This window comes from Paraburkholderia sp. GAS38 (assembly GCF_050434965.1).
Classification (GTDB): domain Bacteria; phylum Pseudomonadota; class Gammaproteobacteria; order Burkholderiales; family Burkholderiaceae; genus Paraburkholderia; species Paraburkholderia phenazinium_A.
Genome location: NZ_JBNDJO010000002.1, coordinates 454,038 through 469,251, shown reverse-complemented (window position 1 = coordinate 469,251; position 15,214 = coordinate 454,038). Strand labels below are relative to the sequence as shown.

Sequence of the window (15,214 nt, the reverse complement as noted above, 5' to 3'; positions counted from 1 at the left end):
TGTTCCCGGAGCAAAGACATGAAAAAGACCGTAATGTTAGCTGCCCTGACGGGCGCTTTTGCTAGTGCTGCGCACGCCCAAAGCAGCGTGACGCTGTATGGCTTGATCGACGCGGGCATTACCTACACCAGCAACCAGGCGGGCCACAGCAACTGGCAGGAAACCGACGGCGCGATCAATACGAGCCGCTGGGGTCTGCGTGGATCGGAGGACCTGGGCGGTGGTCTGAACGCCATCTTCACCCTGGAAAACGGCTTTAACGTCACCAACGGCGCACTGCGTCAGGACAGCCGTCTGTTCGGCCGCCAGGCGTTTGTCGGCCTGTCCGGCGACCAGTATGGCGCGGTGACGTTGGGCCGCCAGTACGACAGCGTGGTCGATTATCTCGGTCCGCTGGCGCTGACCGGTACGCAATACGGCGGCACGTTCTTCGCGCATCCGTTCGACAACGACAACCTCGACAACGATTTCCGCGTCGACAACTCGGTCAAGTTCCAGAGCGCCAACTACAACGGTTTCAAGTTCGGCGCGTTGTATGGCTTCTCGAACGAAGCGGGCGCCTTTGCGAACAACCGCGCGTATAGCTTCGGCGCCTCGTATAACTACAGCGGCCTGACCGTTGCGGCCGGCTACCTGCAACTGAACAGCGACGTCACCTCGGTGGCCGTCACGAACACCAACGGCGCACTCGACGGCGACGCCACCTTCTTCGCGGGACGCCAGCGCACCTGGGGCGCCGGTGTCAAATATGTGTTCGGCCCGGCCACGGCAGGCTTCGTGTTTACGCAGACCCTGCTGAACCAGGCCTTCGGGATTTCCGCGAGTCAGGCCGGCGTCAGCGGCGGTATTGCGCTGGATGGCGGCAGCGCCCGCTTCAACAACTATGAAGTGAACGGGCATTACTTCATCACTCCGGCCATCAGCCTGGCCGGCGCCTATACGTACACCGACGCCAGTCTCGATGGCGCCAACCCGAAGTGGAATCAGGTCAATCTTCAGGCCGCGTATCTGCTGTCCAAGCGCACTGAAGTCTATCTGCAAGGCGAATATCAGCACGTGACCGAAGATGGCGCTTCGATCGGCGCGATGATCAACGGCCTGTCGGCGGCATCGGCCACTAACAGCCAGGTCGCCGTGACCGCCGGTATCCGTCACACGTTCTAAGCGCATCCCTGCAGCGCAGCGTTATCGAATGCTGCGAGCAAGGACATGCCGTCCGGTCAAAAGCCGGGCGGCATTTTTCATGGAGCTTGCAAACACCTGGTTCTGCCAAGAAAAACGCCCGCCTCGATGGGCGGGCAAAAAATGCTTCTCGGAGACATCTGCCTTGCGGCAGCACTGCATCGCACACCCTGGACCTCTCGCGTCCGGGGCGCACTGCATGCAGTGTCATGTCGTCGCGACCAGGGGCGGCCGTCCATTGGCGGCCAATGAATTCCTGAAGAGCGACGCGCTGATTCTAGATACTTAAGCGCTCTGCGATAACCCTCGTTTCGCGGTAGATTGTCATGCGTAAAGCGAAACGAATGTCCGCACCATGACAAGCGTTTCGCAAGCCAATCCGCTTTTATCGCGCTCATCCGGTTGCCGTTTTAAATCCCCCTGTTTTTCACACAACAGTATTGTGCGAAAGGTCTCTTTTAAGGCGCGGTATGGCCCGTTACGCTGCGTCGCCGTGATCTCGCCGCTAATCGGCGCTGACCATCTGCATGCTTTGAAAGCCTGGTGAAGACCTTGCCGTACGCGGGACTTTATTTTCCCGTCAGCAGCAATTCCAGGCTTTGTGTACATTTTGCCTTGGCTCAGGCTACGGACGCGCTCCACGCCTGCACCAGCGCAACGACGTCTTCCTCCAAGCCCTGGAAACCACATGCTCGGCCTAGTCCGTATCGCCCTCCGGCGTCCCTATACTTTCGTCGTGCTGGCGATCTTCATCCTCATCATCGGGCCGTTGTCCGCGATGAAGACGCCTACCGACATTTTCCCGGATATCAGGATTCCGGTGATCAGCGTGGTGTGGCAATACACCGGTCTGCCGCCGGACCAGATGGTCGGCCGCATCACCTCGCCGTTCGAACGCACGCTCACCACCACCGTCAACGACGTTGAGCATATCGAGGCGGAATCTGTCGCGGGCTTCGGGATCATCAAGATCTTCTTCCAGCCTGGCGTGAACATCAGCACGGCGAACGCCCAGGTGACGGCAGTTGCGCAAACCCAGTTGCGGCAGTTGCCGCCCGGCACGACCCCGCCGCTGATCCTGAACTACAACGCGTCGACGGTGCCGATCATCCAGTTGGCGCTATCCGGCAAGGGGCTGACCGAACAGAATCTCGGCGACCTGGGCTTGAATGCGGTCCGTCCGGTTCTGGTAACCGTCGCCGGCGCGGCGATTCCCTACCCGTTCGGCGGCAAGACACGCCAGGTACAGATCGACGTGGACCCGGTCGCCATGCAGGCGCGCGGCCTGTCCGCCCAGGACGTCGCCAACGCGCTCGCCGGCCAGAACCTGATCACGCCGGTGGGCACGGAAAAGATCGGCGACTACGAATACACGCTGCAACTGAACGACGCCCCGTCTCAGATCAAGGCGCTCGGCGATCTGCCGATCAAGGCGGCCAACGGCACCACCGTCTATATCCGCGACATTGCCAACGTGCGCGACGGCAGTCCGCCGCAGACCAATATCGTGCACGTGAACGGCAAGCGTTCGGTGCTGATGTCGGTGCTGAAGAACGGTTCGGTCTCCACGCTCGGGATCATCTCCGGCATCAAGGATCAGATCGCCGCGGCGAAAGCCTCGTGGCCCGACAATCTGCAGATCGATCCGATTGGCGACCAGTCGCTGTTCGTGCGCGCGGCCATCACCGGCGTGGCGCGTGAAGGCGTGATCGCAGCCGTGCTGACGAGCCTGATGATCCTGCTGTTCCTCGGTAGCTGGCGCTCGACCATCATCATCGCCACCTCGATCCCGCTCGCCATTCTCGGCTCCATTGCCACGCTGTCCGCGCTCGGCGAGACGCTGAACATCATGACGCTCGGCGGCCTCGCGCTGGCGGTGGGGATTCTGGTTGACGACGCAACGGTCACGATCGAAAACATCAACTGGCACCTCGAGCACGGCAAGGAGGTGGAGACGGCAATTCTCGACGGCGCCGCGCAGATCGTCACACCGGCCTTCGTTTCGCTGCTGTGTATCTGCATCGTGTTCGTGCCGATGTTCTTCCTGAACGGCGTCGCGCGCTTCCTGTTCGTGCCGATGGCCGAAGCGGTGATCTTCGCGATGATCTCGTCGTTCATCCTGTCGAGAACCCTCGTGCCGACCATGGCCAAGTACCTGCTGAAACAGCACGTACCCGGCGATCATGAGCACGAGTCGAAAAGCCCGGGCCCGCTTGGGCGTTTCCAGCGCGGCTTCGAAGCGCGCTTCGAAAAAGTGCGCGCGGGATACCACGGTTTGCTCGAACTGGCGCTGACGCACCGGCGGCCGTTCGTGATCGGCTTCCTCAGCTTCGTCCTCATTTCGTTCGCGCTGGTGCCGTTCCTGGGCCGCAACTTCTTTCCTGCGGTCGATGCCGGCCAGATCCTGATGCACGTGCGCGCGCCGGTTGGGGTTCGGGTCGAGAAGACCGCGCAGATCTTTGCGAATGTGGAAGGGGCGATCCGCGAAATCATTCCGCCGGACGAACTGGGTACCGTGGTCGACAACATGGGCCTGCCGGTGAGCGGCATCAACACCGCGTACAACAACACCGGCACGGTCGGCTCGCAGGACGGCGACATCCAGATTGCGCTGAACGAGGGTCATCATCCGACCGCCGAGTATGTGCGCGAGATGCGTGAACGCCTGCCGCGCGAATTCCCCGGCGTGACGTTCTCGTTCCCGCCCGCCGACATCATCAGCCAGATCCTGAACTTCGGTTCGCCCGCGCCAATCGACCTGCAGATCCGCGGCAACAACCTCGACGCCAACTACGTCTACGCCGACCGTATCCTGCGCGAGGTGCGCGATGTGCCGGGCGTGGTCGATGCGCGGATCGCGCAGTCGCATGCCAATCCCACCTTCAATGTCGACGTCGACCGGACCCGCGCGCAACTGGTGGGCATCACCGAGCGCGACGTCACCAACAGCATGGTGGTCAATCTCGCGGGCTCGAGCCAGGTGGCGCCCACGTTCTGGCTGAACAACGCGAACGGCGTGTCGTATCCGATCGTGATGCAGACGCCGCAATACAGCCTCGATTCGCTCCCGGCGCTGCAAAACCTGCCGATCACCGCAAGCGGCGGCGGCGCCGCGCAGATCCTCGGCGGCCTTGCGACGGTGGAGCGCACCAGCACCAACGAGGTGGTCAGCCAGTACAACATCCAGCCGATGGTCGAGATCTTCGCGACCACCCAGGACCGCGATCTCGGTGCTGTGGCCTCCGATATCCAGCGCATCGTCCACGAGAACGCCCACGCGTTGCCCAAGGGCTCGACCGTCGCGCTGCTGGGTCAGGTGCAGACCATGAACAGCGCCTTCTCCGGCATGTTGTTCGGACTGCTTGGCGCCGTGGTGCTGATCTATCTTTTGATCGTGGTCAACTTCCAGTCGTGGGCCGATCCGTTCGTGATCGTGACGGCCTTGCCGGCGGCGTTGGCGGGCATTGTCTGGATGCTGTTCGCCACTCACACCACCCTCTCGGTGCCCGCGCTGACCGGCGCGATCATGTGCATGGGGGTGGCCACGGCCAATTCGATTCTGGTGGTCAGCTTCTGCCGCGAGCGTCTCGCCGTACACGGCGACCCGTTCAAGGCTGCGCTCGAAGCGGGCTTTACGCGCTTCCGTCCGGTTCTGATGACCGCGCTGTCGATGATCATCGGCATGGCGCCGATGGCGCTCGCGCTCGGCGAAGGCGGTGAGCAGAACGCGCCGCTCGGCCGTGCCGTAATCGGCGGCCTGCTGTTCGCCACCACCGCTTCGCTGTTCCTCGTCCCCGTCATTTTCTGTATCGTCCACGCGCGCCCCGGGCGCGCGGCTACCCCGGCAGCCGTCTCGGGAGGTCCTGCACATGTCGTCTGAATCCACTTTCCCCGCTAACCCGCCATCGCGCCGTCCGCTCAGGATCGCGGGCATTGTCGGCCTGCTGGTCGTGCTCGGCATCGTCGCCGCGGGCCTCACGCTGCGCGCGGAAGACGCCCGCAAGCTGAAGACCTGGACCGATGCCCAGGCGGTGCAGACCGTCAATCTGATCCAGCCCATCCACGATGCCAGCGGTCCGTCGCTGCAACTGCCGGGACGCCTCGAAGCCTATACGCGGGCGCCGATTTTCGCGCAGGTCAGCGGCTATCTGAAGACGTGGAACGTCGATATCGGCGCGCGCGTCAAGGCAGGCCAGGTGCTCGCCGAAATCGACACGCCCGAGCTCGACCAGCAACTGGTGCAGGCCCGTGCCGATCAGCAGAGTGCAGAGGCCAATGCGCTGGTGGCGGGGACCACCGCAAAACGTTGGGAAGCGTTGCGCGGCAGCGATTCCGTCGCCCAGCAGGATGTCGACCAACGCACCGCCGACTACACCGCGCGCGCCGCGACTGCGGCAGCGGCGAAGGCCAATGTCGAGCGTCTGGTGGCCACCAAGGCCTTCGCACACATCGTGGCGCCCTTCGATGGCGTGGTGACGGCCCGCGATACCGACGTCGGCGCGCTGGTGAACGCGGGCAGCGGCGGCGTCGGCCAGGAGCTGTTCGAAGTGTCCGAGGTCAAGCAGTTGCGCGTTTACGTGCAGGTGCCGCAGAACTACTCGCCGGCGATCCACGACGGCACCACCGCCACGCTCAGCGTGCCCGAGTATCCCGATCAGCAATTCACCGCGCGCGTGGTCGCCGCGGCGGATTCGGTCAATTCGAGCTCGGGTACGACGCTCGTGCAATTGCTGGTCGACAATGCCGACGGCAAGCTGCTGCCCGGCGGCTTTGCCAGCCTGAAGTTCACCCTGCCCGTCGCGGCCAATGCGATCCGGGTGCCGGCCAGCGCGCTCGTGTTCGATAGCCGCGGCGTCCAGGTCGCCACATTGGATGCGAACGACCTGGTGCATTTCAGGCATGTGAAGATCGACCGCGACCTCGGCGACTCGGTAGAGATCGGCGCGGGGCTGGCCGCCACCGATCGCGTGATCGATACCCCGCCCGACGGGCTCGTCGACGGCGACCGCGTGCAGGTTGCGACGGCGACCGACAAGAAGGCAGCGGCACATGGTTAAGTACGGACTTCCGGCGCTGCTCGCGGGCGTCGCCGCACTCACCGCCTGCTCGCTCGCACCGGACTATCGGGTGCCGGCGACGCCGGTCGCCGCGCAATACAAAACGCTAGGCCCGTGGACCAGCGCGCAGCCCGCCGACCAGATCGACCGCAACGGCTGGTGGAAAATGTACGGCGACACCCAGCTCGACGATCTCGAGACGCAACTGCTCGCCCACAACACCGATCTGCGCGCGGCCTACGCGCATTATCAGGAGGCCCAGGCATTCGTCGCGCAGGTGGAGTCGGGACTGTATCCGACCATCAGCGCGAGCGCCGTGCCGCTGCGCGAGCGCCAGTCCAATACCGCGCCGTTGCGCGGCAACGGACCGGCCGACTACAACTCCATCACGCTCGGCGCCTCCGTCAAATACGACCTCGACCTCTGGGGCCGCGTGCGCGACTCCGTGGTGGCCGGCAAGGACGAGGCGCAGGCGACCAAGGCCGATCTGGCTTCCGTGCAGTTGAGCCTGCAGGTGGAACTCGCGGACAGCTATATCCAGTTGCGCGGCCTCGACCAGCAGACGGCGCTGTTGAGCGAGACGGAAGTGGCCTACGCAAAAGCGCTGCAGCTGACGCAGACGCTGCACAACAGCGGCATCGTGTCCGGCCTCGATGTCTCGCGCGCGCAAACGCAGCTCTCCTCGGCGAAATCGCAACTGTCGCAGAACCTTGCGCAGCGGGCGCTGCTCGAACATGCGATCGCCGTTCTGGTGGGTGCGTCGGCCTCGGAATTCAGTCTGCCGCAACAGACTGCCGCCATCGCGTTGCCGGCGATTCCCACCGGGGTGCCCTCCACGCTCTTGCAGCGCCGTCCCGATGTCGCCGCAGCCGAGCGCCGCGTCGCGGAGGCCAACGCGCAGATCGGCGTGGCGCGTGCGGCTTACTTCCCGGACATCACGCTCGGTCTGCAAGGGGGCGTGCAGAGCGCCGCGTACGCCGGTCTGGTGAGCGCGCCTAACGCGTTCTGGGCAATCGGTCCGCAACTCGTGCAGTACGTCTTCGACGGCGGCTACCGTCGCGCGAAACTCGATGCCGCCAAGGCGGCCACCGAGGAAGCCGGCGAGCGCTATCGCGGCGTGGTGTTGTCCGCGTTCCAGCAGGTCGAAGACAACCTCGCCCTGCTGTCGTACCTCGGCACCGCGCTCGGCGAGCAACGCGATGCGGCCACCTCGGCGCAGTACACGGTCGATCTCGCCCTGCGCCAATACAAGCAAGGCATCGTGGGCTACCTCGACGTGGTGCAGGCGCAGACCGTGGAACTCGACGCCCAGCGCGGCGTGCTCGACATCCAGACACGCCAGTTGAGCGCGAACGTGCAGCTTCTGCATGCGCTAGGCGGCGGCTGGTCGAGCGACGAACTCGCTCTGGTGGCGGCCACGCCGGCGCTGGTTGCGAACAACGGCGCACACAGCGCGAATTGAAACCGGGCGCAATGCGCCGCGTGGCTGGCTGGCGACGCGGCGTCGCCCCATCGTGCGCCGGCTGGCCGCGCTACAACGACGGCACCTCCCTAACCTGCAACGCGGTCAAGCGGGACGGTTTCTGCGTCCGGCTTGATCGGGTTGCCGGCCACACACTGCCAGCCGCCGCAGTCGGTTGTAATAATTGAAAATTTATTTTCAAACGCAAACAATTCTCATTTACAGGTATGATTCACGTCCGGGCAAACGGGCGTTAGCTGTCATCAGTTCACGGGGTTGATTAGCGAGGATGCGCCCGAAGGCCGCTTTTGCATGGCGCTTCACGCGTTTTTCAGACCTCCTTGACCGATTTCATAACTACGATGACCAGCTCACGCCTGGCGCGCTTTCCCAGACAGCGCGTCGCTCCTCTTGCCGCCGCCGTGCGGCGTGCCTTCCCTCTCATCGCCCTGCCGCTCGCCAGCCTCGCCGTCAACGCCTACGCCGACGGCTCGCCAACGCCCGCCGGCGCCGCCACCGGCACCAGTACCAACACCAGCACGGCCAGTGGCACGGCCGCGGCGGCTAAAGAAGGCGCATTGCCTACGATTGCCGTCAACGCCAGTGCAACTGCCCTGCCCGGCGATCTCTCGCCGGCCTACGCCGGCGGCCAGGTTGCAACGGGTGCGCAGGTGGGTGTGCTGGGCAAGCAAAAGATCATCGACCTGCCGTTCTCCATGACGAGCTACACGTCCAGACTGATCGAAGACCAGCAGGCGCATACGCTTGCCGACGTGGTCGCCAACGATCCGGCGGTCCGCAGCGCATACGGTTTCGGCAACTTTTCGGAGAACTATATTATTCGCGGCTTCGAGGTGGACGCGAACGACGTGGCGCTCAACGGTCTTTACGGCGTGACGCCGCGCCAGCTCGTCGACACCGGCGCACTCGAGCGGGTCGACATCTTCAAGGGCGCCAACGCCTTCGAAAACGGCGCGGCGCCAGGCGGCACCGGGATCGGCGGCAACATCAATCTGGAAACCAAGACCGCCGACGACAAGCCGCTCACGCGCGTGACGGTGGAAGGCAGCGCGTCCGGCCAGCTCGGCACGCACATCGACGTGGGCCGCCGCTTCGGCGACAACGACCAGTTCGGCATCCGCGTCAATCAGACCGTGGAAGGCGGCAGCACCAGCATTCAGGACGAAGATCGCAGCACGCAGCAAACCGCGCTGTCGCTCGATTATCGCGGCAGCAAACTGCGCCTGTACGGCGACTTCATCTATCAGAAGCAGCACGTCACCGATGGCCGGCCGGTGGTCTACGACACCAGCAGCATCATTCCGCCGCTGCCGTCCGCCTCGTATAACTACGGCCAGTCGTGGTCGTATTCCGACATGGAAGACACCATCGGCATGGTGCGCGCCGAATACGACTTCGCGCCCAACTGGACCGTATACGCATCGGGCGGCGTGCGTCACACCGACGAACACGGCGACTACGCCTCACCCACCTACGGCCCCGACGGCGCAACCACTTCGTACCGGATGGGCGTGCCGTACAAGGAAGACGCGCAATCCGCGGAAGTCGGCGTGCGTGGGCAGTTGTGGACCGGCCCCGTCAGCCATGCGATCAATCTCGCTGCGCTGGTCAACAAGATCCAGGCCGACGCGGCCTACGACCTGGGCAGCTCGTTCTCGACCAGCCTCTACAACACGGTACAGGTTCCGCGTCCCGCCACCTATTTCACGAGCGGCGACTTCGCGGCGCCGGGCATCGTGAGCAGCACGCTGATGCGCAGCGTGGCGCTCTCCGACACGCTCGGCTTCTTCGACAACCGCTTCCTGTTCACCGCGGGCGTGCGTCATCAGAACATCCTCGAGAACGGCTACGCGTATGGCACCGGCGTTCAGGACAGCAACTACAACGAGTCCGCGACGACACCGGTGTTCGGCGCCGTCTACAAGATCCTGCCTAACCTTTCGGTCTACGCCAATCGCAGCGAAAGCCTGACCGAGGGCGGCACGGCGCCGAGCGATGCGCTCAACGCCGGCGCCGTACTGGCGCCCTACCGCGCCAAGCAGATCGAAGCGGGGATCAAGTACGACGCCACGAATTACGGCGCGGCGCTGGCGGTCTACGAAATCAAGCAGCCGGTGGCCTACACCGACGCCACGACGATGATCTACGCCACCGACGGCACCCAGCGGCACCGTGGCGTCGAACTGTCGGCGTATGGCGAGCCCATCAAGGGATTGCGTGTACTCGGCGGCGTCTCGTACATCGATGCGCAGCTCCAGAACACCGATGGCGGCACCTACAACGGCAACCGGCCGATCGGCGTGCCGGCGTGGACCTTCAACGCGAACCTCGAATACGACTTGCCCCAGGTGCCGGGCGTGACCTTGATGGCGCGCGCAATCTATACCGGCAAGCAGTATCTCGACGAGGCCAACACCTTGCCGCTTGCCTCGTGGACCCGCTTCGACCTTGGCGCGCGCTACAAGACCCAGGTGTTCCGGCACGACACCACGCTGCGCCTGATGGTGACGAACGTCGCCAATCGTGCGTACTGGTCGTCGGCGCTCGGCGGGTATCTGACCGAAGGCGCGCCGCGCACGGCATGGTTCTCGGTGAGTACGGACTTCTAAGCAAAGCTGGAGCGTTCGCTGCTGGTCGCGGACGCCAGCAGCGAAGCCACGGCAAGACGCCCGCGACACGGCGCCGGCCGTGCCGCGTTGCAGCCCGCTATGCCGGCATGCGGTTCAATGGCAAGCCAGCATGCAGACGGCGCCGCCCGCTACACCGAGAGCCCCGAGGCCCACGCCGAGCCCAAGGGTTTCGAGCGAGGTGGCGCATCCTTGCAGACCGCATACGACGGTCAGGAGCGCAACCAGCAAGAGTTGCCGCACCGCCTTGGACGACATTGCACCGCATCGACTGAGACGCATCACGTTGGTTTCCTTCCGGGTGGGTCGCTACTGCAGGTAGCGGATTGATCTGCAGCGAGTGTAGCCAGCGCGACCCGGCGCGGAAGGGACGAATATGCGGTTCAAGCGCCGACTGCTTACCAGAAATTCCGGACGGCCGAGCGCCGGCCGGCTCAGGCGTCATGGCGGCGCGGCACGGCCCAGCCCAGCCCAGCCTCAATAGAGACCCAGGGTGCGCGCGTGCAAGCGGCTCAAACCCAGCAACGCGTCGATGAACGGCGTGGGCACCTGCGTCATCTGTCCCAGCTCTCGCACGGCACCCACCAGCGCGTCGATTTCAACCGCCTTGCCGGCCTGTACGTCCTGCAGCATGGAGGTTTTCATCGCGCCTAATTTCAGCGTCACCTGATGCCGGTCGCTCGGCGCCTGATCGATGGTGATGCCGAAGCGCGCACCGATCTCCTTCGCTTCCAGCATCGCGCTGGTCACGAAGCCGCGCACCAGGTCGTCGCCGAGAATCTTGTCGGTGGTGGCGCCCGTGATCGCGCTGATCGGGTTCATCGTCATGTTGCCCCACAGTTTGTACCAGACGTCGCGCTGGATCTGCTCCGAAGCGGTTGCGTTGAAGCCGGCTGCCGCCAACGTCTGAACCAGGCGATTGACGCGCTCGCTCGGCTGGCCCGATGCCTCGCCGAGGATGAGCCCGTTGCCGAAGTGATGCCGGATCACACCCGGCGCGTCTTGCAGGCAGCTTGCGTGAACCACGCAGCCGACCGTCTGCGCACTGGGAATCGCCGCGGCGATGGCGCCGTCCGGGTCCACCGAGGTCAGGCGCTTGCCGGCAAAGCCGGCACCGAGGCCGTCGCAGAACCACCACGGGATGCCGTTCATCGCCGTGATCACCGTGGTGTCCTGCGTCAGCAACGGGGCGATGCCGGCCGCCACCGAGGTCATGGCCGGCGCCTTCACAGCGACGATCACAATGTCCTGAGGGCCCAGTTCCGCACTGTTCTCGCTGGCCGCGACCTGCGCCGCGAGGGTCTTGCCGCCCTCCACGAGTTGCAGGCCGTTTGCCCTGAGCGCGGACAGCGTCGCGCCTCGCGCCACCACGCTGATGTCGTGGCCTGCCTGGGCAAGCCGCGCCCCCATCCAACCGCCGATGGAACCGGCGCCATAAATGCAGATCTTCATGCTTCAATCCTTATAAGCGATGGCCGTTTCATACCGCTTCGAGTTGACCGCCGAGGGTTCGGTAGCGTGACGGCGTCACGCCGATCAGCCGCTTGAAAATACGCTGGAATGCCGCGTTGGACTGATAGCCCACCGTTTCGCCAATCTCGGCGACGCCCAGCTTCGACTCGACCAGTTTGCGACCGGCGAGCGTCATGCGAATATCGGTGAGCATGTCGGCTGCGGAGCGTCCAATCACGTCCTGGAACTGTCGCACGAAGGTCGCGCGCGACATATTGCAGAGCCTCGCGAGCTGGTCAAGGGTCCACGGTTTCTCCGGCGCCTCGAACATGGCCGTGACCGCGGGCTGCAGCCGTGGCCGTGCAGCCAGCGCCAGCAAGCCGTGCGGCGGTTGCGCGCCGCCGCTGGCAAAGCGCAACGTCAAGGCGAACAATGCGGCCGACAGATGGCTGACCAGCGCCTCGCTGCCTGGCCCTTCATCGACCGACTCCTCGCGCATCAACGCCACCAGCCGCGCGAGCCGCGTGCCGGCCGGTGCGTCCGCAGCTTCGCTGGTGCCGTTCAAGGTGTCGCCGGTACTCCCGGTGCTGCGCACGACGAGGCGTCCGGGCAAATGCTCGCGCAGCAGCCTGTCAGGCACCGCGCCGATCAGAAACCGGCCGCACAGGATGTCGGCACGCTCGCCCGAGCCTTCGTTCTCCGCGATCGTTAGCGCGAGCTCTTGCCGTTCGACCGGCGGTACCGGCAAGCGGCCGCTGCCGTCGTGAATCCGGTGTGCGCCTCCGGCTGGAAACAGGACGATGTCGCCTGCCGTCAGTGGCTCGGCCGGCGCGTCGCCATACTCCAGCACGGCCTGGCCCGATAGCAGCACATGGTAGGGAATCTCGCGCACGGCCGCGTTGTCGTGGACGATCGCCCACGGCGCGCCGAAATGACAACGCACGTCCAGACGGCCGCTGACGGGGATGAGGGAAAGGACTCGACTGAGCAGATCCATATGAGCCGCCGGAGCAGATTCTTGCGTCGTGTGAGGATGCGAGCCGGGACCGCAGACGGTTGCAGGCACAACCACTGCGGCGCCGACCGCCAAAGCAGCTTGATTCTAACCGAGCGGCCGTCGCCACCATGGGCGCGGCCTCGGAATTGGACGAGGCGATACGCTCATGGCAAGATGCGCCACTTCAGCCATGCCGTCGCACGGTATGAGGTGCGGGAACGAAGCAGAGGAAACACTGCGGCAGCGAACGAAATGCCCGGCGCATCGGCGCTCAACATTTCGAAGCGAAATTTTCACGGTTTCGCGAACACTTGGGATGAACCATGAGCACCCCGTTTCGGATTCATTCGGGCCGCGCCGTGCTGGCGGCGGAAGTGGCCGGTAGCGGCGACCCGGTCGTCTTCCTGCATGCGCGCGTTGCGGATCGCCGCATGTGGCGCGCGCAACTGGATGGCATCGGCGCCAATCATAAGACGATCGCCTACGACCGGCGCGGCTTTGGCGAGACCCACGCCGAAGCGGAGGACTTTTCTGCCGTAGAGGATCTGATGGCGGTGATCGACGCCACCGCGGACGGTATCCCCGCGATCCTTGTTGGATGCTCACAGGGCGGCGCAATCGTGCTCGACGCGGCTCTTCGCTATCCGTCGCGTGTGCGTGCCCTCGTCCTCATTGCGCCCAACGTGACCGGCGCGCCCGAGGCGATCTACCCGCCGGAAGTCGAGCGCCTGCGGCTGCAGTTGATGGAAGCCGAAAAGACCGGTGATGTCGATCGAGCGCTCGCGATCAGAACCCGTCTGTCTCTGGACGGCCCGCTGGAACCGGAAGGTCGCGTCGTGGGCGAGGCTCGCGAGACGTTCGTCGACATGAACCGGGTGGCGCTCAGGTCGCCGCCGGCCGGGGCGAATCTCGATGCCGAGTCCGCCTACCCTCGTTTGGGGGAGATCGCGGTGCCCACGCTGGTGATGTGTGGCGACCTCGATATTCCCAACACCCAGGACCGAAGCCGTTATCTTGCGGCCGCGGTCCCGAATGGGTCGTACCACGAAATATCCGGCGTCGCTCATCTGCCGAGCCTGGAAAGGCCGGCGGAGGTTACGCGGGTGATCGCAGCGTTCATCGAACGCTGCTCTGGCCGCGAGGCATAGCGGTTCGCCGGAGTTCGTCGGGCAGGGCGGTCCGGACTATCTCGGCGAGAAATTCGGCGCCGCGCCGTTGATCTCATCCACAATCTCCGGCGGAACAGGCGGAGGACGAAGATATTTTCATAGAGATCGATAGTGCCAAAAGGCGTCGATATCAGCAGCGTCACTCAAACCGCGGCGAAATTGAGTCCTGCCGGGACAGCAAACTCAAGCAGCCGCGGCCTCGTCGTGGTATCGAAGCAGCCGCTCCACTTCCAGCTTCGACCCGAGGATAACGGGCACGCGCTGATGCACATGCTCCGGCTGGACTTCCATGATCGGGATCTGGCCTGTCGTGCTCATCCCGCCAGCCTGTTCGACGATGAACGACATTGGATTGGCCTCATAGGTCAACCGCAACCGCCCGGCAAGCTGGGGATGCTTGTTGTCCCGCGGATAGAGGAAAACGCCCCCGCGCATCAGGATGCGATGCACCTCCGCGACCATGGAGGCGATCCATCGCATGTTGAAATTGGTCTGCCGTGGCCCCGACTCGCCCGCGACACATTCACGGACATAGCGGCGCACCGGTTCTTCCCAGTAGCGCTCGTTGGACATGTTGATCGCGAATTCGCGGGTATCTTCGGGAATCTGGAGCTGCGGATGGGTCAGCACGAACGATGCCGATTCGCCGTCGAACGTAAACCCATCGACGCCGTGCCCCGTGGTCAGGACGAACATCGTCGTCGCACCGTAGATCGCATACCCGGCGCAGACCTGCTTCACGCCCGGCTGCAGAAAATGGCGCTCGTCGACGACGGCGCCGGACGCCGGAGTGGCCAGCACGGAAAAGATACTTCCGACCACGCCATTGATCTCAAGATTGGAAGACCCGTCGAGCGGATCGAAAAGCAGCAGATATTCGACGGCACCCACGGAATGCTCATGCCCGGTCACCTGAACCGAATCGAGTTCTTCCGACGCCAGTCCGCGCAAACACCTAACCGACCCGACCGCGCCGATCATGATGTCGTTCGAGACGACGTCGAGCTTCTTTTGCGCCTCGCCGTGCACGTTCTCGGAATGGGCGTTACCGGATGCACCGTCGAAGGCACCTCGTTCGACCGCCGTTGCAATGGACGAGCAAGCGTCGGCAACGGCGTCGATGAGCGCGATCAGTCCCGCCGGGACTCGCTCCTCGCGTGCTGCGTCCGCGAGAAACGAGGACAGCGTGATGTGCTCAGTGGTAGCGATGTGGGTCATGTTCGGTGTGCCTGGAAAAAACTGTAGGG

10 protein-coding genes are annotated in these 15,214 nt (G+C 64.3%); 6 read left to right on the top strand and 4 right to left on the bottom strand.

Annotation, left to right across the window (positions count from 1 at the left end; translation table 11 throughout):
* The first annotated feature begins 18 nt into the window (after positions 1-18).
* The 5 genes from P3T42_RS06290 to P3T42_RS06270 all read left to right on the top strand — a co-directional run bounded on the left by P3T42_RS06290 (position 19) and on the right by P3T42_RS06270 (position 10,331).
* Positions 19-1,164, top strand: a complete 1,146-nt coding sequence (locus P3T42_RS06290; RefSeq protein WP_429305470.1) for a porin — start codon at positions 19-21, stop codon at positions 1,162-1,164.
* 706 nt (positions 1,165-1,870) lie between these two features.
* Positions 1,871-5,062: an efflux RND transporter permease subunit gene (locus P3T42_RS06285; protein WP_429305469.1), complete on the top strand. Its 3,192-nt coding sequence runs from the start codon at positions 1,871-1,873 to the stop codon at positions 5,060-5,062.
* A complete protein-coding gene (locus P3T42_RS06280; RefSeq protein WP_429305468.1) occupies positions 5,052-6,239 on the top strand; it encodes an efflux RND transporter periplasmic adaptor subunit in 1,188 nt (395 codons plus the stop codon). The genes P3T42_RS06285 and P3T42_RS06280 overlap by 11 nt, the downstream gene beginning before the upstream one ends.
* On the top strand, positions 6,232-7,701 hold the full coding sequence (locus P3T42_RS06275) for an efflux transporter outer membrane subunit (RefSeq protein WP_429305467.1): 1,470 nt from the start codon (positions 6,232-6,234) through the stop codon (positions 7,699-7,701). Before P3T42_RS06280 ends, P3T42_RS06275 begins: the two co-directional genes overlap by 8 nt.
* A 362-nt stretch (positions 7,702-8,063) precedes the next feature.
* Positions 8,064-10,331, top strand: a complete 2,268-nt coding sequence (locus tag P3T42_RS06270) for a TonB-dependent receptor (protein WP_429305466.1) — start codon at positions 8,064-8,066, stop codon at positions 10,329-10,331.
* A 114-nt stretch (positions 10,332-10,445) separates the two neighbouring features.
* Here the strand turns inward: P3T42_RS06270 and P3T42_RS06265 are convergent, their stop codons facing one another.
* The 3 genes from P3T42_RS06265 to P3T42_RS06255 all read right to left on the bottom strand — a co-directional run bounded on the left by P3T42_RS06265 (position 10,446) and on the right by P3T42_RS06255 (position 12,798).
* Positions 10,446-10,607: a hypothetical protein gene (locus P3T42_RS06265; protein WP_253190202.1), complete on the bottom strand. Its 162-nt coding sequence runs from the start codon at positions 10,605-10,607 to the stop codon at positions 10,446-10,448.
* A gap of 219 nt (positions 10,608-10,826) precedes the next feature.
* Complete coding sequence (locus tag P3T42_RS06260; RefSeq protein WP_074300003.1) at positions 10,827-11,801, bottom strand: 2-dehydropantoate 2-reductase; 975 nt, start codon at positions 11,799-11,801, stop codon at positions 10,827-10,829.
* 28 nt (positions 11,802-11,829) lie between these two features.
* The gene (locus P3T42_RS06255) at positions 11,830-12,798 is read right to left on the bottom strand and encodes an AraC family transcriptional regulator (protein ID WP_429305465.1); all 969 of its coding nucleotides are present in this window, start codon (positions 12,796-12,798) and stop codon (positions 11,830-11,832) included.
* Between the two features lie 323 nt (positions 12,799-13,121).
* On the opposite strand from P3T42_RS06255, the gene P3T42_RS06250 reads away from it, so the two are divergent.
* A complete protein-coding gene (locus P3T42_RS06250) occupies positions 13,122-13,946 on the top strand; it encodes an alpha/beta fold hydrolase (protein ID WP_429305464.1) in 825 nt (274 codons plus the stop codon).
* A gap of 204 nt (positions 13,947-14,150) precedes the next feature.
* Here P3T42_RS06250 and P3T42_RS06245 read toward each other — a convergent pair whose 3' ends face one another.
* The gene (locus P3T42_RS06245) at positions 14,151-15,185 is read right to left on the bottom strand and encodes a class 1 fructose-bisphosphatase (RefSeq protein ID WP_429305463.1); all 1,035 of its coding nucleotides are present in this window, start codon (positions 15,183-15,185) and stop codon (positions 14,151-14,153) included.
* Positions 15,186-15,214: the final 29 nt, after the last annotated feature.